General features: G+C 72.5%; 22 protein-coding genes and 1 pseudogene. 13 read left to right on the top strand and 10 right to left on the bottom strand.

Translation table 11 applies throughout. The annotated features are described in order from the left end of the window. The first annotated feature begins 19 nt into the window (after positions 1–19). Both FAF44_RS40545 and FAF44_RS40540 read left to right on the top strand, forming a co-directional pair. Positions 20–1,561, top strand: coding sequence for a gamma-glutamyltransferase family protein (locus tag FAF44_RS40545; RefSeq protein WP_237108695.1), 1,542 nt, complete (start codon positions 20–22; stop codon positions 1,559–1,561). Between the two features lie 110 nt (positions 1,562–1,671). Next, the gene (locus tag FAF44_RS40540; RefSeq protein ID WP_237108694.1) at positions 1,672–1,995 is read left to right on the top strand and encodes a DUF5709 domain-containing protein; all 324 of its coding nucleotides are present in this window, start codon (positions 1,672–1,674) and stop codon (positions 1,993–1,995) included. Here FAF44_RS40540 and FAF44_RS40535 read toward each other — a convergent pair. The 3 genes from FAF44_RS40535 to ppgK all read right to left on the bottom strand — a co-directional run bounded on the left by FAF44_RS40535 (position 1,988) and on the right by ppgK (position 7,466). Next, entirely contained in the window at positions 1,988–2,641 is a 654-nt protein-coding gene (locus tag FAF44_RS40535; protein WP_237108693.1) for an HAD family hydrolase, read from the bottom strand. The two genes, FAF44_RS40540 and FAF44_RS40535, sit on opposite strands and share 8 nt — an antisense overlap. 100 nt (positions 2,642–2,741) lie before the next feature. Next, entirely contained in the window at positions 2,742–6,623 is a 3,882-nt protein-coding gene (hrpA, locus tag FAF44_RS40530; protein ID WP_237108692.1) for an ATP-dependent RNA helicase HrpA, read from the bottom strand. A gap of 108 nt (positions 6,624–6,731) precedes the next feature. Continuing rightward, a complete protein-coding gene (gene ppgK, locus FAF44_RS40525) occupies positions 6,732–7,466 on the bottom strand; it encodes a polyphosphate--glucose phosphotransferase (protein ID WP_237108691.1) in 735 nt (244 codons plus the stop codon). A 109-nt stretch (positions 7,467–7,575) separates the two neighbouring features. On the opposite strand from ppgK, the gene FAF44_RS40520 reads away from it, so the two are divergent. Both FAF44_RS40520 and FAF44_RS40515 read left to right on the top strand, forming a co-directional pair. Next, entirely contained in the window at positions 7,576–8,709 is a 1,134-nt protein-coding gene (locus tag FAF44_RS40520; RefSeq protein ID WP_272895676.1) for a TIGR03118 family protein, read from the top strand. Between the two features lie 117 nt (positions 8,710–8,826). Beyond that, on the top strand, positions 8,827–9,471 hold the full coding sequence (locus FAF44_RS40515; RefSeq protein ID WP_237108689.1) for a TenA family protein: 645 nt from the start codon (positions 8,827–8,829) through the stop codon (positions 9,469–9,471). A 7-nt stretch (positions 9,472–9,478) separates the two neighbouring features. Here FAF44_RS40515 and FAF44_RS40510 read toward each other — a convergent pair whose 3' ends face one another. Further along, positions 9,479–10,066, bottom strand: coding sequence for an HAD family hydrolase (locus FAF44_RS40510; RefSeq protein WP_237108688.1), 588 nt, complete (start codon positions 10,064–10,066; stop codon positions 9,479–9,481). Between the two features lie 121 nt (positions 10,067–10,187). Between FAF44_RS40510 and FAF44_RS40505 the strand changes: the two genes are divergently transcribed. Next, positions 10,188–10,991 (top strand): DUF4253 domain-containing protein, encoded by an 804-nt coding sequence (locus tag FAF44_RS40505; RefSeq protein ID WP_237108687.1) that lies wholly within the window; start codon positions 10,188–10,190, stop codon positions 10,989–10,991. Between the two features lie 83 nt (positions 10,992–11,074). On the opposite strand, the gene FAF44_RS40500 is transcribed toward FAF44_RS40505, so the two are convergent. Next, entirely contained in the window at positions 11,075–11,908 is an 834-nt protein-coding gene (locus tag FAF44_RS40500; protein ID WP_237108686.1) for an SAM-dependent methyltransferase, read from the bottom strand. A gap of 223 nt (positions 11,909–12,131) precedes the next feature. Beyond that, positions 12,132–13,388 carry a helix-turn-helix transcriptional regulator gene (locus tag FAF44_RS40495; RefSeq protein ID WP_237108685.1) on the bottom strand — a complete coding sequence of 419 codons (1,257 nt, stop codon included), beginning with the start codon at positions 13,386–13,388 and terminating at the stop codon, positions 12,132–12,134. A gap of 223 nt (positions 13,389–13,611) precedes the next feature. Between FAF44_RS40495 and FAF44_RS40490 the strand changes: the two genes are divergently transcribed. The 6 genes from FAF44_RS40490 to FAF44_RS40465 all read left to right on the top strand — a co-directional run bounded on the left by FAF44_RS40490 (position 13,612) and on the right by FAF44_RS40465 (position 18,545). Continuing rightward, positions 13,612–14,322: a hypothetical protein gene (locus FAF44_RS40490; protein ID WP_237108684.1), complete on the top strand. Its 711-nt coding sequence runs from the start codon at positions 13,612–13,614 to the stop codon at positions 14,320–14,322. 320 nt (positions 14,323–14,642) lie between these two features. After that, entirely contained in the window at positions 14,643–14,996 is a 354-nt protein-coding gene (locus FAF44_RS40485; RefSeq protein WP_237108683.1) for a hypothetical protein, read from the top strand. Positions 14,997–15,004: 8 nt separating this feature from the next. Further along, positions 15,005–15,223 carry a hypothetical protein gene (locus FAF44_RS40480; protein WP_237108682.1) on the top strand — a complete coding sequence of 73 codons (219 nt, stop codon included), beginning with the start codon at positions 15,005–15,007 and terminating at the stop codon, positions 15,221–15,223. A 56-nt stretch (positions 15,224–15,279) separates the two neighbouring features. Further along, positions 15,280–16,014 (top strand): hypothetical protein, encoded by a 735-nt coding sequence (locus tag FAF44_RS40475; RefSeq protein WP_237108681.1) that lies wholly within the window; start codon positions 15,280–15,282, stop codon positions 16,012–16,014. Beyond that, positions 16,011–17,192 carry an NAD(P)/FAD-dependent oxidoreductase gene (locus FAF44_RS40470; protein WP_237108680.1) on the top strand — a complete coding sequence of 394 codons (1,182 nt, stop codon included), beginning with the start codon at positions 16,011–16,013 and terminating at the stop codon, positions 17,190–17,192. Before FAF44_RS40475 ends, FAF44_RS40470 begins: the two co-directional genes overlap by 4 nt. Positions 17,193–17,240: 48 nt before the next feature. Then, complete coding sequence (locus tag FAF44_RS40465) at positions 17,241–18,545, top strand: RNA polymerase sigma factor (RefSeq protein WP_237108679.1); 1,305 nt, start codon at positions 17,241–17,243, stop codon at positions 18,543–18,545. Between the two features lie 43 nt (positions 18,546–18,588). Here the strand turns inward: FAF44_RS40465 and FAF44_RS40460 are convergent, their stop codons facing one another. Then, positions 18,589–20,514: a Xaa-Pro dipeptidyl-peptidase gene (locus FAF44_RS40460; RefSeq protein ID WP_237108678.1), complete on the bottom strand. Its 1,926-nt coding sequence runs from the start codon at positions 20,512–20,514 to the stop codon at positions 18,589–18,591. Positions 20,515–20,588: 74 nt separating this feature from the next. On the opposite strand from FAF44_RS40460, the gene FAF44_RS40455 reads away from it, so the two are divergent. After that, positions 20,589–21,635, top strand: a complete 1,047-nt coding sequence (locus FAF44_RS40455) for an ADP-ribosylglycohydrolase family protein (protein ID WP_237108677.1) — start codon at positions 20,589–20,591, stop codon at positions 21,633–21,635. Between the two features lie 63 nt (positions 21,636–21,698). After that, positions 21,699–22,358, top strand: a complete 660-nt coding sequence (locus tag FAF44_RS40450) for a FadR/GntR family transcriptional regulator (protein ID WP_237108676.1) — start codon at positions 21,699–21,701, stop codon at positions 22,356–22,358. A gap of 85 nt (positions 22,359–22,443) precedes the next feature. On the opposite strand, the gene FAF44_RS40445 is transcribed toward FAF44_RS40450, so the two are convergent. The 3 genes and pseudogenes from FAF44_RS40445 to FAF44_RS40435 all read right to left on the bottom strand — a co-directional run. After that, positions 22,444–23,760: an NADH-quinone oxidoreductase subunit N gene (locus FAF44_RS40445; RefSeq protein WP_237108675.1), complete on the bottom strand. Its 1,317-nt coding sequence runs from the start codon at positions 23,758–23,760 to the stop codon at positions 22,444–22,446. Further along, positions 23,757–25,223, bottom strand: coding sequence for a NuoM family protein (locus FAF44_RS40440; RefSeq protein WP_237108674.1), 1,467 nt, complete (start codon positions 25,221–25,223; stop codon positions 23,757–23,759). Before FAF44_RS40440 ends, FAF44_RS40445 begins: the two co-directional genes overlap by 4 nt. Further along, positions 25,220–25,730 (bottom strand): annotated as a pseudogene (locus FAF44_RS40435) (NADH-quinone oxidoreductase subunit L); the annotation flags it as partial. The pseudogene FAF44_RS40435 and the gene FAF44_RS40440, both read right to left, overlap by 4 nt.

The raw sequence follows: 25,730 nt of genomic DNA, 5'->3' as shown, positions 1-25,730 counted from the left end.
GGGCGCGTACCCTCGTGACGTGCACAACACCCGATACGCGCCCGCCGGCATGGTGTGCAGCGTCGATCACCTGGCCTCGGCGGCCGGGCTGACGATGCTGGAGCGCGGCGGATCGGCCGCCGACGCGGCCATCGCCGCCAACGCCGTGCTCGCCGTCGTCGCCCCGCACATGTGCGGCCTCGGCGGCGACCTGTTCGCCCTGGTCCACGACGGCGGGGTGCGCGCCCTCAACGCCTCCGGACGTGCGGGGTCCGGCGCCGATCCCGCCCGGCTGCGCGCCGAGGGGCACACCCGCATGCCGCACCAGCACGACATCAGGTCCGTGCCCGTGCCCGGCTGCGTGGACGGCTGGACGGCGCTGCACGCCCGGCACGGCCGCCTGCCACTGGCGGAGCTGCTCGCGCCGGCGATCCGGCTGGCCGACGGCGGGTTCCCGGCCTCGCCGCTGATGGTGGCCGGCGCGCCGAACGCGGCCCGGCGGCCGGGCGGCGGCGACTTCGCCTCCGTACGCGCCGCGGGCGACCGGGTGACCAGGCCCGGCGTGGCCCGCGCGCTGCGGGCGGTGGCCGAGCACGGCCGCGACGGCTTCTACCTGGGCGAGTTCGGGCAGGGGCTGATCGAGCTGGGCGCCGGCGAGTACACCGAGGCCGACCTGGCCGCGCCCGGGGCCGACTGGGTCGAGCCGCTCCGGGTGCGCGCCTACGGCCACGACGTCTGGTCGATGCCGCCCAACTCCCAGGGTTACCTGCTGCTGCGCTCGCTGGCCATCTCCGAGGGCCTCGACCTGCCCGGCTCCGCCCGCCATCCGGCCTGGGCCCACCTGCTGGCCGAGAGCGCCAGGGCCGCCGGGTACGACCGGCTCGACGTCCTGCACGAGGACGCCAAGGACCTGCTCGACCCGGCCGAGACCGCCAGGCGGCGGGCGCTCGTCGATCCCCGCTCGCGGCTGCGGCTGCGCGCCCCCGCCGAGCCCGGCGACACGACGTACCTGTGCGCGGTGGACGCGGACGGCATGGGCGTGTCGCTGATCCAGTCGAACGCGGCCGGGTTCGGCAGCATGATCTTCGAACCCCGTACCAGGATCAACCTCCACAACCGCGGCATCGGCTTCTCGCTGCGGCCCGGCCACCCCGCCGAGTACGGGCCCGGCAGGCGTCCGCCCCACACGCTCGCCCCCGCGCTGCTCACCCGCCGCGACGGCACGCTCAGGGCCGTGGCCGGCACGATGGGCGGCGACGCGCAGCCCCAGATCCTGCTCCAGGTCATCACCCGGCTGCTGCGGCACGGCGAGGAGCCGGGACCGGCGCTCTCCGCGCCGCGCTGGCGGCTGGGCACCGGCGGCACCGGGTTCGACACCTGGGACGCACCCGACGACGCCCTGCTCGACCTGGAGGAGGGCGGGAGCTGGGCCGACGGGCTGGCGGCGCTCGGGCACCGGGTGGCGGAACTGCCGTACGGGAGCTCGTTCGGCCATGCCCACCTCATCGACGTGCGTCCCGACGGGATGCTCGCCGGGGCGGCCGACCCGCGCTCGCTCGTCGGGGCCGTCGCCGGGCGCTGACCTCCCGCCGGGCAAAGGAATGGGCACGGCCGGGCAAGGATGGGTTGGCGAAGGCCCCCGGGCGGGCCCGGCCCCAGGATTTCGGCCCGTACCGTGGGTAGGGGGCGAATATGACCGAAACACCTCCGAACCGGCACGGCATGGCAGACGAGCAGGAGATCGAGGTCACCGAGTGGACCGACGATCTGGGCCTGCGCCACGAGATCGTCGAGGACGACCCGCAACGCCGGGACACCCTCGACGAGCGCCTGCGGCGCGAGGCTCCCGAGCGCCTGCGCCGGCCACGCCCGAAGCACCGGCTGACCCAGCCCGACGAGGGGCTGGGGCCGGACCTGGAGGACGAGGAGATCGGCGTGGACTACCTCGACGACAACGGCGACCTGTCGGCCGAGGAGCGCGCGGTCCGCATCGATCCCGACGAGAACCTCACCTGAGCCGCTCCAGGGCGGGCAGGAGCGCGTGCAGGTCGTCGGCGACCACGTCGGCGGCGCGCGCCTCCGGGCGGTCGGCGTGCAGGTAGCCCCACGGGCCGCGGCGCAGCAGCGCGGTCCGCATGCCCGCCGCGGCGGCCGGGAGCACGTCGTTGTCGAGCCGGTCGCCCACGTAGAGGATCCCGGCGGGCTCGCACCCCGCGACCGCGGCGACCTTGGCGAAGAACCCCGCCTCCGGCTTGGCGACGCCCCAGCCGTCGGAGGTGTGCACGGAGTCGGCGGGCAGGTCCATGGCGATCAGCGCGTCGTACGCCCGGCGCGGCTGGTTCCCCGCGATGATCACCTGGTATCCGGCGGCGCGGATGGCCGACAGGGCCGCGCGCACGTCGGGATAGAGGTCGCCGGCGTCGAATTGGTTGCGCGGGCCGTCGGGGTCGTCCCGCTCCCAGGCCGCCTCCTCGGCGTCGAGGTCGAGGTCCGGGCGCACGAGACGGAGGGCGTCGCCGTGCGGGCGGTCCAGCGCGGCCATCCCGCCGAGCAGGCCCATCAGCACGAAGTGGCTGACGCCCAGCCGCTCGGCCCAGCGGGACCAGATGCGCGTCTCGCTGATCAGCGTCTCGCCGACGTCGAACACCACTGCCTCAACCATGGATCCCCCTGAGCCGACCACCCTCGCCCGCCCGGTCAGCACGACAAACCGGACGAGTCACGTGCAGGGGGAATTGTGCCACGCGGCCGGTCGGCGGTGCTCACGGCCTGAGCCGGTCGAGCGCCTTGGCGATCCGCTTCTCCGACACCGGGGTGGGCGTGCCGAGCGTCTGGGCGAAGAAGCTCACCCTCAGCTCCTCGATCATCCAGCGGATCTCCACCACGTCGGGATCGCCCCTGCGCGCCGGATGCAGCCGCTCGACCAGGTCGAGGTAGTCGTCCTCGACCTTGTGCACGCGGTCCATCCACTCCTGGTCGCGCCAGGGCTCCTCGGGCAGCTTCGCCAGGCGGCGGTCGATCGCCCGCAGGTAACGCAGGACGTCGGGCAGCCGCCGGTGGCCCGTGGCCGTCACGAATCCCGGGTAGACGAGCTTGCCGAGCTGCTCGCGCACGTCGTCGGTGGCCGCACTCGAACGCAGCGAGTCGAGGCGCACGTTCGACTCGTGCCAGACGGCCAGGATCTGCTCCACCCTGCCCAGCACCTCGGCCGCCGCGTCGTACAGGTCGGCGCGCACGCGCTGGTGGAGGCGGTCGAACCCGGCCGGGTCCCACGCCGGGCCGCCGGCGTCGAGCATGAGCCGGTCCACGGCGGCGTTGACCACGTCGTCGAACAGCGCCACCGCCCCTCCGTGCGGGCTGCGTGACAGGGCCAGCTTGGCCTGGTTGGACAGGCCGCCGAGCAGGGACTTGGCGGGGCTGACCACGTTGAGCAGCAGCAGGCGGCGCACGCCCGGCCAGTGGGAGCGGCGCTGCTCGGCCTGCGTCTCGAAGATCTTGACGGAGACGGAGTCGCCCGCGTCCACCAGGGCCGGGAAGCCCTTCATCCGGCCCTGCTCGAAGACCTTGGGCAGGGTGCCGAAGCTCCAGGTACGCAGGCCACTGCGCTCCAGGTCGTCGCCCGCCTGCGAGAGAGTCTGGCGCAGACGCGGCGCCAGGCGGCGCTTGAGCGCGTCGAGGTCCTTGTCCTCGGCCACCGTCTGCCTGCGCTCGTCGATCACCCGGTAGGTGATCCGCAGGTGGTCGGGCACCTGGTCGAGCTGCCAGGACTCGCGCGGCACCCGGACGCCGGTCAGCCGCAGCAGCTCGCGCTCGACGGCCGCCAGCAACGGTTCGCCGCCCTGCTCGACCCCTTGCTCGACCCCGGCGATCACCTGCCTGGCGAAGTTGGGGGCGGGCACGAAGTTGCGGCGCAGGTGCTTGGGCAGGGAGCGGATCAGGGCGGTGACCAGTTCCTCGCGCAGGCCGGGGATCTGCCAGTCGAAGCCGTCGGAGCTGACCTGGTTGAGCACCTGGAGCGGCACGTGCACGGTGACGCCGTCGGCGTCGGCGCCCGGCTCGAACTGGTAGGTCAGCCGCATCCGCTGGCCGAGCTGCTTCCAGGCGTCGGGGTAGTCGCGGGCGCTGACGTCGGCGCCCTCGTTGACCAGCATCTCCGGCGAGAAGGTGAGCAGCTCGGGCTGCTCCTGCCTGGTCTTCTTCCACCAGGAGTCGAAGTGGCGGGCCGAGACCACCTCGGCCGGCACCCGCTGGTCGTAGAAGTCGAACAGGGCCTCGTCGTCCACCATGATGTCGCGGCGGCGGGCGCGGTTCTCCAGCTCCTCGACCTCGCCGAGCAGCCGGCGGTTCTCCTTGAGGAACTTGTGGTGGGTGTCCCAGTCGCCCTCGACCAGCGCGTGCCTGATGAACAACTCGCGCGACAGGTCGGGGTCGATGCGGCCGTAGTTGACCTTGCGGGCGGTCACCAGCGGCACGCCGTACAGGGTGACCTTCTCCAGGGCGATCACGGCGCCCTGGTTCTTCTCCCAGTGCGGCTCGGAGTAGGTGCGCTTGACGAGGTGCTGGGCGAGCGGCTCGACCCAGTCGGGCTCGATCTTGGCGTTGACCCTGGCCCACAGGCGCGAGGTCTCGACCAGCTCGGCCGACATGACCCACTGGGGCTGCTTCCTGGCCAGCGTGGAGCCGGGGAAGATGGCGAAGCGGGCGTTGCGGGCCCCCAGGTACTCCTGGATCGGCCGGCGGCCGTCGGAGCCGCGTTTCTCCACGACGTCCTTGACCCCGATGTGCGACAGCAGGCCGACCAGCAGCGAGGCGTGCACGTGGTAGGGGGCCGCCGGGCCGCTGTCGAGCTGGGCGCCGAGCGACTGGCGCACCTGGCTGTAGATGTCCTGCCACTCGCGGACGCGCAGGTAGTTGAGGAACTCGGCCTTGCACAACCGCCGGAACGCGCTGGAGGACAGCTCCTTCTGCTTGTCGCGCAGGTAGTTCCACAGGTTGAGGTAGGCCATGAAGTCGGACTCGGGGTCGGCGAAGCGGCGGTGCTTCTCGTCGGCCTGCTGCTGCTTGTCGGCCGGACGCTCGCGCGGATCCTGGATGGACAGGGCGGCGGCGATCACCATGACCTCGCGCAGGCAGCCGTTCTTCTCGGCCTCCAGGACCATGCGGCCCAGGCGCGGGTCGACAGGGAGCTGCGCGAGCCGGCGGCCGACGCCGGTGAGCTTGCCGTGCTCGTCGAACGCGCCCAGCTCGTGCAGCAGGCTGACGCCGTCCTTGACCTGGCGGCGGTCGGGCGGCTCGACGAACGGGAACGCCTCGATGTCGCCCAGCCCGATCGAGGTCATCTGCAGGATGACGGAGGCCAGGTTGGTACGCAGGATCTCGGGGTCGGTGAACTCCGGCCGGCCGAGGAAGTCCTCCTCCTCGTAGAGCCGCACGCAGATGCCGTCGGAGGTACGCCCGGAGCGGCCCTTTCGCTGGTTGGCGCTGGCCTGCGAGACCGCCTCGATGGGCAGCCGCTGCACCTTGGTGCGGTGGCTGTAGCGGGAGATGCGCGCGAAGCCGGGATCGACGACGTACTTGATGCCGGGGACGGTGAGGGAGGTCTCGGCGACGTTGGTGGCCAGCACGACCCGGCGGCCGGTGTGCCGCTGGAAGACGCGGTGCTGCTCGGCCGCGCTGAGCCGGGCGTAGAGCGGGAGGATCTCGGTGTTGCGGAACTCGGCCTTGGCCAGCGCGTCGGCGGCGTCGCGGATCTCCCGCTCGCCCGACAGGAACACCAGGATGTCGCCGGGCCCCTCCCCGATCAGCTCCCTGCAGGCGTCGACGATGCCCTGCGTCTGGTCGTCGTCCTCCTCCAGCGGCCGGTAGCGCACCTCGACCGGGTACGTGCGGCCGGACACCTCGATGATCGGCGCGTCGTCGAAGTGGCGCGAGAAGCGCTCGGGGTCGATCGTGGCGCTGGTGATGACGACCTTGAGGTCGGGGCGCTTGGGGAGGAGCTGTTTGAGGTAGCCGAGGATGAAGTCGATGTTGAGGCTGCGCTCGTGGGCCTCGTCGATGATCAGCGTGTCGTACTGGTCGAGCATGCGGTCGTTCTGCAGCTCGGCCAGCAGGATGCCGTCGGTCATGAGCTTGACCAGGGTGCGGTCGCCGGCCTGGTCGGTGAAGCGCACCTTGTAGCCGACCACCTCGCCGAGGTCGGTGCCGAGTTCCTCGGCGATGCGCTCGGCCACGGTGCGGGCGGCGATGCGGCGGGGCTGGGTGTGGCCGATCAGGCCGCGTACGCCCCGGCCCAGTTCCAGGCAGATCTTGGGGATCTGGGTGGTCTTGCCGGAGCCCGTCTCGCCCGCGATGATCACGACCTGGTGGTCGCGGATGGCCGCGAGGATGTCGTCTTTGCGCTGCGAAACCGGCAGATTTTCCGGATATTTCACTACCGGTACGGCTTCGCGGCGGCGGGTCAGGCGTTGCTCCGCCCGTTCCAGGTCGGCGAGGATCTCCGCGACGATCTTGTCCCGGGCTTCGCGGGAGCGCACCCGGCGCATGCCGTCGAGCCTGCGCCGCAACCGCCGCTGGTCGCGCGGCATGAGATCGGGCAGGCGAGACTGGAGCTCGGCGAGTGGAGAGGACAACGAAGGCGTTCCCATACTGCTATCAGGATATTTGAGCCCCGTGGCCCCGGAGCCAACCGCCCATGGTGCCCGACCGCGCCCGCCTCGCGCATCCCAATATCGCGGCCCCCGGCGCTGCGGAGGTCAGTGGGCTCTGCGTGCGAGGCCGGCCGCCGCCTGGGCCGCGCCGATGATGCCCGCCTGGTTCAGCAGGGCGGCCGGCACCACGGGCGTGTCGATGTGCACGTGCGGCAGGAACTTGTCCGCCTTCTTGCTGACGCCCCCGCCGATCACGATCAGCGCGGGCGAGAACAGCATCTCGACGTGCTTCAGGTACTCCTCCACCCGCTCGCCCCACTTGTCCCAGCTCATCTCGTGATCCTCACGGACCCGCGACGAGGCCCGGTGCTCGGCGTCCTTGCCGTGCAGCTCCAGGTGCCCCAGCTCGGTGTTGGGCACCAGCACGCCGTCGATGAACAGGGCACTGCCGATCCCCGTGCCGAACGTCAGCACCAGGACGGTGCCCTCGTGCCCCCGCCCGCACCCGAAGCTCATCTCGGCCAGCCCGGCGGCGTCGGCGTCGTTCAGCACCGTCGCCTCGCCGAACAACCGCGCCGCGTCCACCCCGACCCAGGACGGGTCCACGTTGGCGGCCGTCCTGACCACGCCGTCCACCACGACGCCGGGGAAGGTCACCCCGACGGGACCGGTCCATCCGAAATGCGCGCGGATGGACTTCACCACCTTCGCCACCGCGGGCGGCGACGACGGCTCCGGGGTGGGGATGCGCAGCCGATCTTCCACCAGCTCACCGGCCTTCGTGTCGACCGGCGCGCCCTTGATCCCCGAGCCGCCGATGTCGATGCCCAGCACGTTCATGATCCTCCATCTACCCCGCGGACACGAGAACTCTAATTCCGGACCCGGCTGAACCTGCCCCCGCCGCTCCGCGTATCTCGCGTCACAAGCGCTAATTAGGAGGCAACGGATGCGGCCACGCATCATCACACTCTGCGCTGTTGCGGTCGTTCTGGGAGCGACTCTCACCACTCCCGCACACGCCACCACCAGGACGCGTTTCGACGTCACCAACCTTGTGTCGGACGTTCGGGGCAAGGCCCCGGTCACCGACCCCAAGGTCGTCAACCCGTGGGGCCTGGCCATGGGAAAGACGCTGTGGGTCTCCAACACCGGCACCGGCAGCGCCACCGTCTACTCCGGCACGGGCAAGAAGGAGAAGACCGAGGTGGCCATCCCGGGCGGAGCCCCGACGGGCCAGGTGTTCAACCCCGGCGAGGGCTTCACCGTGAAGGGCAGGCCCGCCACGTTCATCTTCTCCAGCCCGTCCGGGGCCATCTCCGGCTGGAACGCCGAGGCCGACCCGGCCAACGCGGTCATCGCGGCCTTCACCCGCGGGGCCGACTACAAGGGGCTGGAGCTCGTCCAGACCGAGGACGAGGCGTTCCTGCTGGCCGCCGACTTCGCCGGCGGACGCGTGCACGCCTTCGACGAGGACTTCCGGCGCATCCGCCTGGCCTCGTGGCAGTTCAGGGACAGCTCGCTGCCGAAGGGCTACAACGCCTACAACGTGGCGGTGGCCAACGGCAACGTCTGGGTCGCCTACGCGCTGCGGGACACGAAGACCGGCAAGCCGGTCTTCGGCAGCGGCAAGGGCTTCGTCAGCCGCTTCAACGCCGAGGGACGGCTGACCGGCCGCATCTCCCGCGTCGGGCTGAACGCCCCCTGGGGCCTCACCGCCGCGCCCAAGGGCTGGGGCCAGTTCACGGGCTCGCTGCTGGTCGGCAACTTCGGCGACGGCACCGTGCACGCGTACAAGGGCGGGCGGCACCTGGGCGCCCTGCGCGCCTCCAACGGCAAGCAGATCGTGCTGCCCGGCCTCTGGGACCTGCAGCCGGGCACCGCCGCGACCGGCGGCGAGAGCGCCCTGTGGTTCTCCGCCGGCATCGACGGCACCAAGCACGGCCTGATCGGGGTCATCTCCCCGCAGGGCACGAAGGTGAGCTCCACCGGGGCGGCGGGCACGCCGTCGAGCAGCCCGTCGCCTTCGGCGAGCCACAAGCCGAGCGCCCCCGCCACCCAGAACCCCTACGGCGGGTACTGACCGGCTCTCAGGCCACCGCCGCCCCCTGCCCCCGGCGAGAAGCGCAGCTCGCCCACCGGGGCGGGGGCGGCGGTCCCGGCGCGACCCGCGACCGCGGCGGCCTCTAGAGTCCGGGTCATGAGTGAGCGAGCGTTCAGCGAGTGGTTGAGACGGCAGTGCGAGCCCGAGTGGACGGCGGTGGTGACCCACCCCTTCGCGACGGCCATCACCGAGGGGACGGTGGCCGACGACGCGATGCGGCGCTACCTGGAGCAGGACTTCCAGTTCGTGGACTCCTTCACGGCGCTGCTCGGCGCGGCCGTGGCCAGTGCCGACACCTTCGAGGCGCGGGTCCCGTACGGGAGGTTCCTCGGGCAGGTGGCCACCACCGAGGAGAAGACGTACTTCCACCGGGCGCTGGCCGAACTGGACGGGCGGACCGAGGCGCCGCTCGAACCGGTGACGGCGGCGTTCAGGGAGCTGATGGACGAGGTACGCGCGACGCAGGACTACCCGCTGATCGCCGCCGTGCTGTGCGTGGCCGAGTGGTGTTACCTCGGCTGGGCCTCGCGGGCCACCGCGCCGCTGCCGGAGCGCTTCGTGCACCGGGAGTGGATCGAGCTGCACGAGGGCGCGGAGTTCCGCGCCTGGGTGGCGTTCCTGCGCGGCGAACTCGACCGGCTGGGCGCGGACCTGGACGAGGAGCGCCGCCAGGAGGTGCTGCGCGTCTTCCGCCGGGCCGTGGAGCTGGAGCGGGCCTTCTTCGACATGGCCACCGGCTGACCCGGCCCTAGAGCGGCTGGGCCAGGACGGCCGCCAGGTCGGCGTAGGTCCGGTAGTGCACGCCGGTCATGCCGAGCCGCCTGGCGGCCTCCACGTTCGGCAGCCGGTCGTCCACGAACAGGCAGCGTTCCGGGGCGACGCCGGCGCGCCCGGCGGCGATCTCGTAGATGCGCGGGTCGGGCTTGGCCACGCCGACCCTGGCACTGCTGACCACGTCGTCGGCGAAGTACGTCAGACCGAGCCGGTCTAGGTGCTCCTCCAGGGTGTCCATGGCGTTGGTCACGATGACCACCGGCACCCGCTCCTGCGCCCTGGCCAGCAGCGCCCTGACGTCCTCGTCGACCCAGAAGCGGATCGCCGTGAACTCGGCCACGGCCTGACGCGCGCGTTCGTCGCCGCCGAGCGCCACCGCGATCGACTCGGCCCACTGCGCCTCGGTGACCTGGCCGAGTGTCGGCGGCAGGATCAGTTCGGGGTCGAAGGCGGTCTTCATCAGCGGCAGCCCGTAGCGGGCCTCGATGTCGCTCTGGGCGGCGTGGTCGAAGTGGCGCAGCACGCCGTCAAGGTCAGTGAGAACCGCGTCAAAAGGGAACACGGTTCACCATTCTGCCCGGTACGCGAGTCGGAGGCTCACAAGCACGCGAAGGCGGCAGGTGCCAAGGCGACCGGGGCCATTACCATCTCCGAGACAGCATTCGGTATCGGAACGGTAGGGCATGAGCGATCATCGGCTGCCACGCGAGCTGGGCACCCTGTTCGCCGACGGCGGCAGGGGGCGCACGCTGCCCGTGGCGCTGCCCCCCGGTGACGTGGTCTGGCCGGATCCCGGCTACACCGGGCAGGGCGAGCCGGCGCGGCCGGCGTTCTGGATGAGCGACGATCCGGTGGCCGGCGCCGACTGGCGGCTGCTGCGCGAGTGGCACCCCCACAGCGGCCTGTGGCCGCTGCTGCTGGACGAGACGGCGCAGCCCTGGGCCATCGGGCAGGTCGTGCCGGACGACCCCCTCCACATCGACCACTTCACCGCCGAGGGCTTCATGGCCGAGGTGTGGCAGGAGTGGGTGGCCCAGATGCCCCCGGACGCGCTCGACGAGCTGGAGCCGTACGGCGCGATCTGTCCGGGCCCGGCCGCGCCCGGCGTGCCGAAGGCCGATCCCGAGGCGGTCGCCGGCTGGCTGGCGGGCGAACTGGCCGCCAGGGGCATGCCGATCGGCCTGGTCGCCGCCGGCCGGGGCGCCGACGCCCTGGCGGTGATGGGCTGGCAGGGGGCGCTGCACCACAACGAGTGGATGGTGCCGATGGCGGCGGTGGTGCGCAGTTGGGAGGACCGGTTCGGGGCGCGGGTGGTGAGCATCGGCTTCAACACGCTGGAGCTGAGCGTGGCCGCGCCGCCGGCCGACGCCGAGCACGCGTTACACGTGTGCCCCTGGCTGTGCCCCTGGCTGTGCCCCTGGCTGTGCCCCTGGCTGTGCCCCTGGCTGTGCCCCTGGCTGTGCCCCTGGCTGTGCCCCTGGCTGTGATGGTGGTGCGCGCGTCCGGCGTCGAGCCGGCCAAGGGCCCGGCGGGTGGAGCGGCCGAGCCCGCGGCCGTCGAGGCTCGAGCGTCAGGGGATCGCGGCCACGGCGCCGTAGTTGCCGGACGCGCTCGGTTGTTGCACGCAGGCGGTGTCGTGGCCGTCGGGCCGCCAGTCCGGAACCCACACCAGTCCCGGATCCACCAGCACCAGACCATCGAGCAACGCCTCGACCTCCTCTCTGGTGCGTATCGCGTGGCCCGGCAGCGTCATCGCCAGCAGGTCGTGAATGGCCGGCAGCAGCTCCGCCGGAACGGCGTCGAACGTGGTCTGCATCAGCGACAGGTAACTCCGTTCCGGGACCGCCTGCCGGATGCGCTTGATCACGTACTGGAAGTACTCGTCGTCGTTCAGGCTGTAGGTGGACAGCAGCAGCACGGCCATGGGCCGGTCCCAGTCGAGGAACGTCTGCAGCACCCGGTCGTCGAGGAGTTCGTCGATCTCGCCCACATCGCCCTCGACGACGCGGACGAGGTCGCTGATCGGCTCGATCGTCGCCCTCGCTCCGGCCAGCACCATAGGGTCGCTTTCCACGTAGACCACGCGCGGCGTCGGGCCGCCCAAGGCGTCACGGGCGACGTCGTGCAACTGCCCGCCCGGTGGCAGACCGCTGGGCACACCACTTCCGACGATCACGAACTGGTCCACACCCGCACCCGCCAGATGACGCACCACGCGGCGTAAATACTGGAGCACGGCTCTGGCGGCAGTCGTGGTGATGGGAGCGGCCTGATCGTAGCGGCGCATGACATCTCGGTCCGCCACGAAATGGTTCTTCCCACCCGCGGCGGCGTCAAGGACGCGAGTGAGCCGCGCGTGAGCCGGCTCCAGCTTCGCCAGGTTTCGGATGGCACGCTGACGCATTGAGTGTTGCCCCTTTCCCCTCGCCCACTATCGCGGGAAAAGCTGATCCTTTCGGACCCCACTCGATGACCCAGACCATATGATCCCCGCCGCACGGCGAAAGACAACCATAAAAGCCATTGTTTATGGATATACCTACGTAACCATTCGTTGGTACAAACCGGGGAACAGATCATCCGCCACAGACGGCACAGAAGATCGTTTTAGCGTGCGACCGCCGAGATCATTTACCGAGCGAACGGGAAAGCCTTTCGCGATGCTGATTGAGCATCTCGAAGGTCTCGTCGCGGGTGGTCGTGGTGACCGACAACTTCGTGAACGCCTGGTGGAACGCCTCCACCGCGACCGAGTCGGTGACCAGCGTGTCGGAGACGACGCCGTGGGCGCAGGCGATGTCGGGCTCGAACGCCTCGGCGAAGCGCCAGAGCGTGAACGGGCCGGTGCGCGGCACGTAGACGGGATCCTCCATCGGGACCACGTGCAGCGAGACGTTGGGCCGCTTGGCGTGCTCGATCAGCACGTCGAGCTGGCGGAGCTGGACGTGCTGCCCGACGATCGAGCGGATCAGCACGCTCTCGTCGATCACCGACCACAACACGACGCCGTTGTCGCGGGGCACCGCCTCCTGGCGGGCCAGCACGATGGCGAGCGCCTCCTCCACCGTCTGCTGCCCGAGCGTCGCCGGCCCGGCCACGGTGATCGCGGCCCTGGCGTACTCCTCGGTCTGCAACAGCGGCGGGACGAACTGGTTGTGGTACGTGCGGATCACGGTGGCCCGCTGCTCCAGCGCGTAGCCGGTGCCCAGCCAGACCGGCACCGACTGCGCGTCGTACCAGGCGGCCTCGCGCTCGCCCCTGGCCAGCGAGAGCACGTACTCGCGGATGGGGGGCACGGAGACGCCGTAGAGCGTCAGCAGGCGCTCGACGGTGATCGGCGCGGGCGCGAGGCGGCCCTCCTCGATCGCGGGGATCGCCGCCGCCCCCCTGCCGAGCGCGGTCTCGACCTGCTCGACGGAGAGCTGCGCCGACACGCGCAGGCCGTGCAGCCGCTTGCCGAGCGCCCGGCGCTGCGGGTCGCTCAGCGGCGCGACCGCCTCGGGGATGTCGGAGGTCTGCTCGGGCTCCTCGGGCAGCCCCTCGGCCCTGCGGGCCAGCTCGACCACGCCGCGCAGCACGACCAGCGAGCTCTCCGACAGGCCGGAGGCGGACAGGCCGACGTTGGCCGCCCGCAGTTGCAGGTCTTCGGCCGAGCCGGACTCGAGGTAGTCGTCGCCGACCAGCCAGCCGACGCTCACCTGGAGGCAGGACGCCAGCGCCCTGAGCACCTGGAGCGTGGGGTTGGTCTGCTTGCCGGTGCGCAACTGGCTGACGTAGGCGCGGGTGATGGGGATGCCGGCCTCCGTCAGGGCGGAGGCCACCTGCGCGCCGGTGAAGCCGCGCTTGGTCAGCGCGAGATCGAGCCGTTCGGCGAAGTTCGCCACGGCGCACCTCCTTGCCGCCCGTGAACTTTTCCAGCGTAAGGGACGCGGGCCCCGGTGTCCCCTCCCATGCGGGCAAGCTCTGCCACGCGGGCTGGTATCAACTTATGCGCAAACTGTCAGTTGACATAGCCCCCTATGAAAGCAGACTATCGGAGCACGTGGTAACTGGGGCTTAACAGCCTCAGGGTTCTGGAGAGATCCCTCGGCGAGGAGGTGGCCGGACGTGACCATGGATTCGACCTTCCTGGACGACCAGGCCGTCCCAGGGCAGGAGCGCGTGATCCAGCGCATCTGCGCCCGAGTCGCCGGGCCGGAGGCGGGAACCGGCGTGCACGTGGCCGGCCTGCCGCTGGGCGGCGTCCAGGTCTGGCTGGACGACCCCGGACACCGCTGGCGCTTCTACCACCGGATGGCCCGCGAGCTGCGGCTGTCCGGCTGGCACACGGAGACGGGCCCCGATCGGCTGCTGTTGCTCGGGTGGAGTGCGGTCTGCCTGAGCCACCGCTCCAGGATGCTCGCCGCCGCCCTCACCGGACGGCTCGCCGACTTCGACCGGACGGCGTTCACCGCCGTCATGGTCGCCACGCGGCTGCGTCACGAGGAGATCCCGGCCGAGAAGCTGCTGGCCGAGGTCGAGACCCACTGTGCCGAGGAGTTGCGCTGGCCCGCCAGGCTGGCCGACCTCGACGGCCTCGAACGACGGTCGTCGCTGGAACCCATGCAGCTCAGGCTGGCCCAGGTGGCCGGGCTGGAGACCAAGGTGGGCAGGCGCTGCGGCGAACATCTCGCCCTCGCCTCCAAGGTCGCGCGCATGGTGGCCGGCGGTGCGGGCCCGGCCCGTACGCGGGCGGCCGGACCCAGGGCGGGCCTGACCGAGCGCATGGTCTGCGTCAGCGTGCCGAACGTGGCCGGAAGCGCGGTGACGGCCCGATGAATCTCCCGACCGACCACAGCCAGGGCGTGACCGCGGTCATCACGGCCGCGCCCCGGCGATCGCTGCCACCCGGCGGCGGACGGCGACCGGCCGTGCACGGCCGGCCCCATCCGCCCGCCACCTGTGCGGGATCGGTGGCAGCGCCCTTGGCGCTGGCCCCGGCGCTACCCCGTCCCCTCGGCACCGTACGGCACGTGCCCGACCTAGTCGGTGCGGTGTTGTCGGCCAGCGCGGTAGCGGCTGGCGTGCTGGCTGACTCGAGGGGTAGCGCCTGGGGCCGGCTTTCTTCCCGATCACCGGGTCACGCGGCGACGGCGGCTGTGCCGGCCGTCCGCCGCGCCGGGTTCGACGGGGTCGTCGACGACGGTGGCCGCGCCTCGGGCGGGACCGCCGGCACGGGAGCGGTACGTGACGGGGCGATCGGCGTGATGGGCGCCATGATGCTGATCGACCGGCCTCGCCGGCAGAGGTCGGCGCCCCGGCACACCTCCCCGCCGGTGGCCGCTCCCGCGGTCGCCGTTCTGCTCACCGCCGCGGCGCTGGTGCGGGTCGCCGGGCGGCGAGAGGTCACGCACGACCCCGATCCCGAGGCGCGGCGGAAGAGGAGCCGGCGACGAACCGCCGGCTCCTCGCCGGGCCCCGCGACAGCTTCCACCATCACCCGCTGTACATAGGAGTCATCATGCTCTCCGACGAGCTGCGCAGGTCACAACCACACGAAGTCCACGCGCGGGGGCTGCGGTCCAGCGCGCCGCCACCGTCCTGGGGCGGGGAGGCCCGCCAGGAGGAACCGGCGCGCACCGTGCACCGGCTGCGCCGCATCCGGCAGGCGTCCGTCGAGGCCATCACCGAGATCGATGAGGCCCTGACCCACCGGACGCCACGGCCCCGCTCCTCGTGACCTTCTCTCGCCTTCCCGCACAGGAGGAAGACCATGCGCACCGTCCGGGGCACACAATGAGCCGCCGCAGGGTCGGCGTGATCGTGGCGCCCGCGAACCCCTCCGCGGAACCGGAGCTGACCAGGCTGCTCGGCTCGCGGGCCGACATGCACGTCGCCCGGTTCCCCGTCCGGCCCGGACCGGACCTGGCCGAGCGGCTGGAGGGCTACAACGCGGCCATGCCCGCCATGCCCGGCGCGTTCGGCGGGCTGCGGCTGGACGCCGTGGTGATGGCCTGCAGCGAGCCGCGCTACCTGCTCGGTCCCGACGAGGACCGCGAGCAGTGCGCCGAGCTGACGGCCGCGACCGGGGTGCCGTTCGCCACCGCCACGCTGGCCACGCGCGAGGCGCTGGAGCACGTCCGGGCCGGCGACATCGTGCTCGTCTCGCCGTACGAGCCGTGGGTGACGGACCTGGCCGAGCGGTTCTGGAAGACGTCCGGGCTGAACGTCACCCAGGTCGTCCAGGTACGGGCGCCAGACGGCTACTCCTCCTACGCGCACACCCCCGCCGAGCTGATCAGCCAGATCGAGCTGGCGGAGCCGCCCAAGGACGCCGTGCTGCTGTTCACCGGCACCGGGCTGCCCACGCTTCCCGTGCTCGGGCCGCTGACCAACGGGAACGACCGGATGTTACTCACCTCCAACCTCTGCGTGGCGTGGTGGGCGCTGTCCAAGGCCGTCGGCCGTCAGGTGACGCTCAACCGGGTGCCCAACCACCGCCAGATGGCGCGCATGGGAGGCGGCGCATGAGCGGCGTCGTCGTGGTCGGCGCCGGCCCCGCCGGCCTGACCGCCGCGCTCGCCCTGGCCAGGGCCGGGGTCCCGGTCACGGTGCTGGAGCGCGAGAACGAGCTGCCCCGGCAGCCGCGCGCCTGCACCTTCCACCCCGCCACGCTGGACCTGCTGGACGACCTCGGCGTGGCGTCCAGGCTGGTGGCCGCGGGCCGGGTGGTGGACCGGGTGCAGTGGCGCGACCGGTCCGGGATCGTGCTGGCCGAGATGGGCATGAACCGGCTGGACGGCCTGACCAAGCATCCGTTCCGGATCCACGCCGACCAGGCGTCCTTGACCCCGCTGCTGCTGGCCGCCCTGAGCGTCTACCCGAACGTGGACGTGCGGTTCGGCACCCACGTGGACGGCGTGGCGGAGGGCGGCACAGGCATCCGGGTCCGCGTCGGCCACACCTGGACGCGGGCCCGGTACATGATCGCCGCCGACGGCGCGCACAGCACCGTGCGCGGCTCGCTGGGGCTGCCGTTCCCCAGGTCGGCCTACCCGTCGCAGGCGCTGCGCGTGTTCACCGACTCGCCGCTCGACCGGCTGCTGCCGAGCCTGGCGCCGCTGACGTACGTCCGGGACGTGCAGCAGTCGTGCACCCTGCTCGCGCTGCCCGACCACTGGCGGATCATCTTCAAGATCCCCTGCGACACGCACGAGCCGCTGTCCCCGTCGAACCTGTCCCTGCTGGTCCGCAGGACTCTGCCGGGCGCGGTCGAGCCGATCCGGATCACCGGGGCCGACCGGTTCGGGCTGTCGAGGGGGGTGCTGCCCTCGTACCGGTGCGGGCGGGTGCTGTTCGTCGGCGACGCCGCGCACCTGACCTCCACGGTCGGCGGGCTCAACATGAACGCGGGCATCCACGACGCCGCCGAGGCCGGCCAGGTGATCGCCGCCGTGCTCGGCGGCCACGCCCGGCCCGCCGCGCTGGAGGCGTGGGCCTGGCGGCGGCGCTCGGTGCTGATGCAACGGGTGATCCCGCGCGGCGAGACACGGCTGGTGGGCGTGCGCGAGCGCGACAGCGCCCGGCTCGCGGCGGCCATGGCCGGGCTGCGGGCCATCGCCGGGGATCCCGACGCCACCCGCGCCTACCTGGCGCAGGCGTCGCTGCTCGACACTCCGACGTCCGCCGACTCGGCCGGGAGGACCTGAGCCCTGAACGCACCCGCGTCCGCGTACCCACTGGAGGAGGTGACACCGATGTGGCGAACCCTGTCCGACGATGCCCGCCAGGCCATCCGTGACCTGTGCGACAAGCACGGAGCCCGCCTCTACGACTACTGCCGCACCGAACTCGCCGCGGGCGACGCCGAGCAGGCCGTCGCCTGCGCCGCGATGACGGCGCACCTGTACGCGGATCGCGTGGTGGATCCCGCCCTGCGCCGGCCCTGGCTGTACGCGGTGGCCAGAGCCCACCGGACGGTCGTGGCCAAGCCCGCGAGCATCGGCTCGTGGTCGCGGCCCGGCCGCATGTCGGAGCTGCTGCCCGAGGCGCTGCTGTCCCTGCAGCGCCCGCAGCGGGAGCTGCTCGACCTGTCCGTACGGCACGGACTGTCGGACGCGGAGCTGGCCGCGCTGTTCGAGCTGCCCGCGCCCGAGGTGCGCGGCATCGTCACGCGGGCCGCGTCCTCCCTGGAGGAGTGGTTCGCCGCGATCATCGCGGCGCGCTCCCGCGACGGGTGCCCCGACCTGACCTCCCGCCTGGCGGAGTGGGTCGCCGCCCCCGGGCGGCGGGCCAGGGCCAGGATCGGCCGGCACATCCAGTCCTGCGCGTCCTGCCGGGCCGCGCCCAGGACCATGACGGCGGCGGCGCTGCTGCGCCGCCTGCCGATCGCGGCACCGCCCGGCACACTTCCCAACCGGCTGGCGTCGGCGCAGCCGTTGCCCGGCGAGGGGCCACTCTGGCGGGACGACGGCTTCCCTGTGCAGGCACGCACACTGGTGGAGCCCGGATCCTCGTCACCGGCTCCATCGGTCGCCGATGCCACGCCGCCCGCCCCGGTCGCCGGCCCCACGACGGCGACCTCGGGAAAGCCCTGGTCGGCGGCGGGCGCGGCTGCCGCCGACCAGGTGCACCCCGTCGAGGAGGAGCGCCCCGGCGCGCCGGCCGTGCGGGGACGGCACCCGTTCACGCCGCCCAGCCGTACGCGGCCGTTCCGCGGCGGCACGAACGGCGACAAGCTGGTCTACACGACCGCCCTCAAGGGCGAGAGCAACGGCCACCACGACAGCCGCGCGATCGTCCGCTTCGGCGGCATCACGCTGTCGGCCCTGGAGCAGCCGCAGGCCGTGAACGGGGCGCGGTTGCCGGAGTACTGGCGGGTGCCCGACGATGACGACGATCCCGAGCCCGGCACCCCGATCAGGGCCGTGGCCAGGCTCGGGCTCATCCTGGGCGTGGGCCTGCTGACGGCGGGCCTCATCTGGGCCGTGCTCAACGCCCAGCAGCACCCGGCCACGCTCACCAAGGCCGCGCCGCAGACGAGCGTGCTGCTGGAGGCGTGAAGAGACCCCCGCCGGATCGGCGGGGGTCCCAGGGATTGACGGTTTAGAAGAAGTGGAAGCCGGGCTCGGGCTCGGGCAGGTCAAGCCGCTGCGGTCCGCGGAACTTGGCCGTGTCCTGGGGTACGTCGGTCAGCGGCGTCCCCAGCACGAGCGGCAGGCTGACGCCGCTCTTGGCCAGATCGACGGTGACGCCGGCCCCGGTGCCGCTCTCGCCGGTGTACGTGGAGTCGGTGCCGGCGATCACCAGGCCGATCCGGTGCCCCTTGCCGAAGGTGTAGTCCTGCGGCAACGTCAGCCACTTGACCTTGCCGTACGTGCCCACGGGCAGGGGCGTGCCCTGGCTGAGCGAGTCGCGGTTGCGCACGTCGATCCAGCCGCGGGCGACGATCTCCAGGGGGCGGGTGGCCACGTTCGTGACGACCTTGCGGTAGCAGGCGTCGTCGGCCGCGGTGCTCTCCCCGTGGCAGTCCTCCTCGGTGAGCGTGGTGATGCCCTGCCCGCGACGCCAGTCGACGCGGGCGGCCTCGCCGAAGTCCACCAGCAGCACGGTCAGGTTGGCGGTGGGCTTGTCCAGCTTGACCCGCAGGTCGGCGGTGGGCGTGCCGGACAGGCGCAGGTCGAGCGGGAGCGCGCCCGTGGTGAACGCCACCCGGCCCGGGTTGGGCGTGCCCACGTCGGCCACCATGTCGTTCTCGCTCATGGTGACGTCGGTGAAGGTGGCGGTGCTGTTCTTCGTGGCGGGCCGCAGCCCGAGCGAGCCGTCGGGCGCGGGCCGCAGCGACGCCTTGATCGCGAACGGGGCCGGCCAGTCGCGCTGGGTGATCCACCGCGCCGGGCCGATCTCGACGTCGGCGCGGGGCTCGTTCATGATGCCGTTGCGCACGCCGTGCAGCCAGTGGTCGAACCACCGGTGCAGCGTGTCCACCCACAGGCCCCTGCGGCCCTCGAAGTCGAACGGGTCCACGTGCTGCGTCTGGCCGACCCAGATCTTGCGCGGCACGTGCCGGTCGGCCAGGGCCTGCCACCAGACCGAGAAGTTGTCGGGCCGGACGTTGAGGTCGTTGACCGTGTGGACGACGAAGACGCTGGCCCGGACCTTGGACACGTCGCCCTGCAGGCCCTCGACGTAGTCGCGTTCGGCCCAGAAGCGGTTGTAGTCGCCGGTGTCGTCGCCGTCCTCGGCGTCCATCCGGTCGCGTACGGCCCGGCACTTCGCCTCGGGGTCGGTGTCGACGTAGTTGGCCAGCCAGGAGGCGTAGTCGTAGTTGTAGACGACGCCGTTCGAACGCTGGTACTTGTACCAGGAGCTGATCGCCGAGATGGGCACGATGGTCTTCAGGCCCTCGACGCCGGTGGCGGCCACGGCGTTGGCCAGGGTGCCGTCGTACGACTTGCCGATCATGGCGGAGGCGCCGGTCGTCCAGTCGGCCACGGCCGGGGTGCCGTCGGCCCGGAACGCCTTGGCGCGGCCGTTCAGCCAGTCGATGACGGCCTTGCCGCCCAGCACGTCGGCCGGGCCGCCGACGTCGGGGCAGCCGTCCGACCTGGTGGTGCCGAGCATGTCGACGTTCAGGACGGCGTAGCCGCGCGGCACGAAGTAGTTGTCATAGAACAACGGAAATTTCGTGACATTTCCGGCAGCGTCGTAGACCTTGCGCTCCCCCTCGTTGCCACGGCCCGAGTTGTCGTAGTACGGGCTCTCATCGATGATCACCGGCACCCTGAGCCCCGGGCCGGACTCCTTGGGCCGGATGATGTCCACCCTGACCTTGTCGAGCGCGCCGTCGAGGTCGCTGTCGACCGGCGACTCGACGTAGACATGCTCGCGGACGGCGTCCGCGTACGAGAAGACCGGCTGGGTGCGGCCGTCCTGGACGATGATCGCCGGCGCGGCGGCGGCTGCCTGGGCCGGCGTCGCGATCGCGATGGTGAGGGCGACGGCGAAGAGGGCTGGGCGTAATTGTGACACGCGTGACCTCCGGGACAAGTTGGTCAAATAACCGCAATCTCTCAGAAGGCCCGGAAGGTGGCAATATCCGAGATATGGATGTTCTGGATCAGGTACGGGGCTGCCTCCTGGGCGGCGCGATCGGCGACGCGCTCGGCGCGCCGATCGAGTTTCAGTCGTTGCGGGAGATCCGCCGGGATCACGGTGCGGACGGCATCACGGGCTACGTCACGACCTGGCGCGGCAGAACCGGCCTGATCACCGACGACACCCAGATGACCCTCTTCACCGCCGAAGGGCTGCTGGACGCCCGCGACATCGCGGCTCACGCTAGCGCAGCGGCGGGCGGAGCGGACGGCGGCGCGCGGGAGGCGAGCGCCGGGGCCGTGCGCCGGGCGTACCTGCGCTGGCTCGACACCCAGCAGCACCCGGCTCCGCCGCCCGCCGACCTCCCCCACCGGACGGGCGCCCTGCGGGAGGAGCGCTGGCTGTACTCGCAGCGCGCACCCGGCAACGCCTGCCTGTCCGGACTGCGCCGGCCCTTCCCCGGGCCGTCCGCGTGGGGCCGGCCGGGGCCGGTGAACCCCGACTCGAAGGGCTGCGGCACCGTGATGCGCTCGGCCCCGTTCGGGCTGACCGGCCGCACGCCGCGGGAGGCGTTCGAGCAGGCGGCGGTCTGCGCGCAGATCACCCACGGCCACCCGACCGGCTACCTCGCCGCCGGGGCGTTCGCGGCGATCGTCGCGCACCTCATGGCGGGCGAGAGGCTGGAACCCGCCGTCCACCGGGCGATGGACCTGCTGGCCGGGTACCCGGGCCACGAGGAGAGCAGCGCGGCCCTGAGCGCGGCCGTCTCGCTGGCGGAGCGCGGCGACCGTTCGCCCGAGGCGGTCGAGTCGCTGGGCGGCGCGTGGGTCGCCGAGGAGGCGCTGGCCATCGGCGTCTACTGCGCGCTGGTCGAGCCCTCCGTGGAGCGGGCGCTGCTGCTGTCGGTCAACCACTCGGGCGACAGCGACTCCACCGGTTCGGTGTGCGGCAACCTCCTGGGAGCCCTGAACGGCGCCGCCGAACTGCCGGACGGCTGGCTGGCCCCGCTGGAGGGCCGCGACACGATCGAGCGCCTCGCCGCCGAGCTGGCCTGATCGCGTCACGGCCGTCCGGCAACATCTAGGGTGGATGTTCTTCCGCCGAACAGGAGTAGGTGCATGCGTAACGTCGCCAGGACCTCGCTCGTGGACGCCGCCATCGCCGAGCTCCGCCGGGAGATCGGCGCGGGGGTGTGGCCGGTCGGCACCAAGATCCCGTCCGAGAGCCGCCTCGCGGAGAGCCTGGGCATGAGCAGGCTGTCCGTCCGCGAGGCGGTGCGCGTCCTGGCCCACGCGGGGCTGCTGCACACCCGGCAGGGCGACGGCACCTACGTGACCGCGACCGACGAGTCCAAGGTCGCGCTGCGCCGCCGGCTCGACACCGCCGGCGCGATGGACATCATCGACGTGCGCCGCGGCCTCGACCTCGTCGCGGCCCGGCTGGCGGCCGGGCGGCGCACGGAGGAGGACCTCACCGCGCTGCGCGCGAGCCTGGCCCGCCGCGACGCGGCCGGCCGGGCCGGCGACCTCGACGGCTTCGCCGACGCCGACGTCGACTTCCACCTGCGGGTGGCCGACGCGGCGCACAACGCGCTGCTGGGCGACCTCTACCGCAGCATGAGCGACGCGCTGCGCGACAGCGTCCGGGATCAGGAGGAGGCGGCGCTGGTCCCCGACGCGTCGCACGTCGAACTGCTGCGGGCGATCGAGGAGGGCGACCCGGCCAAGGCCGTCGCCGTCTCGGTCGCCATCCTCGACCAGCAGGAACGCGAACTCTGACCCCGGCGCGCGGCCGAGGGCGAGGCGACCGCGGGCCGGTGCCGGGCGAGCGGCACGACCCCGACCGGCCCGTGCCGTGCCGGGCTCAGGCCAGCAGCACGAGCCCCGCGCCCACGCCCAGCAGCACGGACCCGGCGGCGGCGATCACCGCGACCGCGCCCACCCGCCGCTCCCCCGGCGCCCCTTGCCTGGCGAACACCGGCCGGATCCAGCGCAGGTAGTAGAAGAGGCTGGCCACGGTGTTGGCCGCGGCCAGCACGGCCAGCCAGGCGTACCCGCCGTCCCAGGCCGCCGCGAACATCAGCAGCTTGCCCGCGAACACGGCCGTCGGCGGCGTGCCGACCAGCCCCAGCAGGCACACCACCAGCGCGGACGCCGCCCACGGCGACCTCCTGGCGAGCCCGGCGTACTCGCGCAGCGAGTCGGCGCCCGCGGTGACCACGACGGCGAACGCGCCCAGGTTCGTGATCGCGTACGCGGCCAGGTAGTACAGCAGCGCGGGCGCGGCGAGTTCCGTGCGCCCGGCCACGGCCACCGGCACCAGCAGGTAACCCGCCTGGCTGATCGTCGAGTAGGCCAGCAGGCGGCGCACGTTGTCCTGGTGGAAGGCGGCCAGGTTGCCCAGCGTCATCGTGGCCGCGGCGAGCACCGCGAACAGGGCGGGCTCGTCGATCACCCCGTCGGAGGCCAGCCGGTACAGCGCCGCGAACGCCCCGACCTTCGGCACCGTGGTCACGAACGCCGCCACCGGACGTGACGCGCCCTGCGCCACGTCCGGCACCCAGAAGTGCGCGGGCACGCCGCCGGCCTTGAACAGCAGCCCGCCCAGCAGCAGCACCGCGGCCACGGCCGGGGCCCGGGTCTCGGGGTAGGAGGTGGCGCCGGAGTGGCCGTAGGCGAGCGTGACGCCCGCCAGCATGACGACGCCGAGGAAGGCGCCCATCAGGTAGTACTTGAGCGCCGCCTCGGTGCCCGCCGCGTCCTTGGCGAACCCGGCCAGCGCGTACGCGGGGATGCTGGCCAGCAGGTACGCCGCCACGAGCACGAGCAGGTCGGCGGCCCCCGCCATGAGGATCGCGCCGAGGGCGGCCAGCGAGATCAGCGTGTACAGCTCGCTCTCGCGCGGCTGCGCCCTGGCCCAGCCGGCGGCCAGGCCGAGGACGAGGATCGTGGCGAGGGAGACGGTGATCCGGGCGACGTTCGTCACGACATCGACGGCATATCCCTCGAACGGCGACATGTCGTGACTCGTCATGGTGGTGAGTGCCGCGCCGCCCAGCCCCGCCGCGTTGATCCAGGCCGTCACCCACTGGCGTTCCCTGGCCGTGAACAGCCCCGTCACCAGCCCGGCCACCGCGCCCGCCAGGATCAGCAGCTCCGGCAGGAGCGCCGCCGGGCTCACCGGCCCACCAGCGTGACGACGGCCCGTGCGGCGGGCTCGATCAGGTCCAGCAGCCAGCCCGGCACGATACCGATGACCAGCGACAACACCAGCAGCGGGGCGATCGCGGCCAGCTCGCCCGGCCGCGCGTCGCGCACCCGGCCGGTCAGCTCGCCGGGCCCGCCGAGGAACACGCGTTGCAGCGCGAGCAGCAGCAGCGCCGCCGTGACGAGGATGCCGAGCAGCGACACCGCCCCGGCGGCCACCGCGCCCGCCCCGATCACGCCGGTGAAGATCTGGAACTCCGCGATGAACCCCGACAACCCCGGCAACCCCAGCGAGGCGAACACCGCCACCGCCATCAGCCCGGTCAGCACCGGCGCACGGCCCGCCAGCCCGCCGAACCGGCCGATCCGGTAACTCCCGGCCCGGTCCCACAGGACCCCCGTGATCAGGAACAGCGCGCCGGTGACGAGGCCGTGGCTGACCATCTGGGTGACGGCCCCGCTGACCGCCAGCTCCCTGGCCGCCGCGCCGCCGCCCAGCCCCGCCGCGCCCAGGGCCAGGACGACGTACCCCATGTGGTTGACGGAGGTGTAGGCGACCAGGCGCTTCAGGTTCTCCTGGGCCAGGGCGACCAGGGAGCCGTACAGGACGCTGACGACCCCGATCACGACGATCACCCAGGCGTGCGCCCGCCACTGCTCGGGCAGCATCGGCACGGCGATGCGGGCGAAGCCGTACGTGCCCATCTTGAGCAGCACCCCGGCCAGGATCGCCGAACCGGCGGCCGGCGCGTCGGTGTGGGCGGGCGGCAGCCAGGTGTGCACGGGCACGACCGGCGTCTTGACCGCGAGCCCGGCCCCCACGGCGAGCAGCACGAGCCCGCCCGCGCGCGGCGGGTCGGCGACCAGGTCGGCCATGTCGAACGTGTGCGGCTCGGCGGCCAGGTAGAGGCCGATGAAGCCGAGCAGCAGGGCCAGCGAGCCGAGGAACGTGTACAGGAAGAACATCAGCCCCGACCGCGCCCGGTCGCCGTGCCCCCAGCCGACGATCACGAAGTACATGCCGACGATCGCGAGGTCGAAGAAGACGAAGAAGAGCAGCAGGTCGAGGGCGGCGAACAGGCCGAGGCAGACGGTCTGCAGGAACAGGAACAGCGCCGCGTACGCCCGGGGCCGGGGCGTGCGGCCCAGCGAGTAGACGGCGCAGAGCAGGAACAGCAGCGAGGTCATCGCGATCAGCGGCAGCGACAGGCCGTCCACGCCGACGTGGTAGCCGGCGTTCACGGAGGGGATCCAGCGCAGGCGGGTCTCGTACGCGACGCCGCCGCCGTACCCGGCCCACAGGGCGGCGACCAGGGCCAGGTCGGCCGCGGTGGCCGCGATCCAGATCCAGCCGGCCGTCCGCGCGCCGACGCGGGGCAGGGCCAGCGACGCGGCCGCCGCCAGCGGCAGGAAGATCACCAGGGTGAGCACGGTCACCTCAGCAGGGCGATGACGACGGCCAGCACGGTCAGCGCGGTCAGCGCCACGGTGGCCTGGGCGAAGTAGAGGTGCACCTGGCCGGTCTGGGGGCGTCTGGCCAGGGTGCCCAGACGTCCGGCCGCGCGGGCGACCGCCCGTACGAGGCCGTCGAGCCGGGCCTCGAACGACGTCCTGACACCTCGGACGCCCCCCGCGCCCGCCCGCGCACGGGTGCCGGGCCCTCCCAGGGCCCGTGCGAGTGACCCCGCCGCGCGGGCGGTGGCGTGCACGCCCGCGTCGAGCACCCGGTCGTCGAACCGGGCCAGCGCCCTGGCCAGCGCCATGACCGGCCGCACGACGCACGCCACGACCGCCCGTTCCAGCCCCAGCCACCCCGCGAACAGCTCCCCGGCACCGCGCGCCCCCGCCGTCACCTCGCCCGCAGGCGAGCGAGTCAGCACCACGACGGTCGCGGCCAGCACGGCGACGGCCAGCCCACCGGACAGGACCGGCACGACCCCGGCG

The sequence above is a fragment of the Nonomuraea sp. MG754425 genome, assembly GCF_021699195.1.
Classification (GTDB): domain Bacteria; phylum Actinomycetota; class Actinomycetes; order Streptosporangiales; family Streptosporangiaceae; genus Nonomuraea.
This window is presented reverse-complemented; position numbering and strand designations above follow the sequence as displayed.

Bases quoted from the DNA above. Each gene is read 5' to 3' on its own strand.
- FAF44_RS40540 (WP_237108694.1), top strand. From the start codon at position 1,672: ATGACCGAAACACCTCCGAACCGGCACGGCATGGCAGACGAGCAGGAG.
- FAF44_RS40535 (WP_237108693.1), bottom strand. From the start codon at position 2,641: ATGGTTGAGGCAGTGGTGTTCGACGTCGGCGAGACGCTGATCAGCGAG.
- hrpA (WP_237108692.1), bottom strand. From the start codon at position 6,623: ATGGGAACGCCTTCGTTGTCCTCTCCACTCGCCGAGCTCCAGTCTCGC.
- ppgK (WP_237108691.1), bottom strand. From the start codon at position 7,466: ATGAACGTGCTGGGCATCGACATCGGCGGCTCGGGGATCAAGGGCGCG.
- FAF44_RS40520 (WP_272895676.1), top strand. From the start codon at position 7,576: ATGCGGCCACGCATCATCACACTCTGCGCTGTTGCGGTCGTTCTGGGA.
- FAF44_RS40515 (WP_237108689.1), top strand. From the start codon at position 8,827: ATGAGTGAGCGAGCGTTCAGCGAGTGGTTGAGACGGCAGTGCGAGCCC.
- FAF44_RS40505 (WP_237108687.1), top strand. From the start codon at position 10,188: ATGAGCGATCATCGGCTGCCACGCGAGCTGGGCACCCTGTTCGCCGAC.
- FAF44_RS40500 (WP_237108686.1), bottom strand. From the start codon at position 11,908: ATGCGTCAGCGTGCCATCCGAAACCTGGCGAAGCTGGAGCCGGCTCAC.
- FAF44_RS40480 (WP_237108682.1), top strand. From the start codon at position 15,005: ATGCTCTCCGACGAGCTGCGCAGGTCACAACCACACGAAGTCCACGCG.
- FAF44_RS40475 (WP_237108681.1), top strand. From the start codon at position 15,280: ATGAGCCGCCGCAGGGTCGGCGTGATCGTGGCGCCCGCGAACCCCTCC.
- FAF44_RS40470 (WP_237108680.1), top strand. From the start codon at position 16,011: ATGAGCGGCGTCGTCGTGGTCGGCGCCGGCCCCGCCGGCCTGACCGCC.
- FAF44_RS40465 (WP_237108679.1), top strand. From the start codon at position 17,241: ATGTGGCGAACCCTGTCCGACGATGCCCGCCAGGCCATCCGTGACCTG.
- FAF44_RS40455 (WP_237108677.1), top strand. From the start codon at position 20,589: ATGGATGTTCTGGATCAGGTACGGGGCTGCCTCCTGGGCGGCGCGATC.
- FAF44_RS40450 (WP_237108676.1), top strand. From the start codon at position 21,699: ATGCGTAACGTCGCCAGGACCTCGCTCGTGGACGCCGCCATCGCCGAG.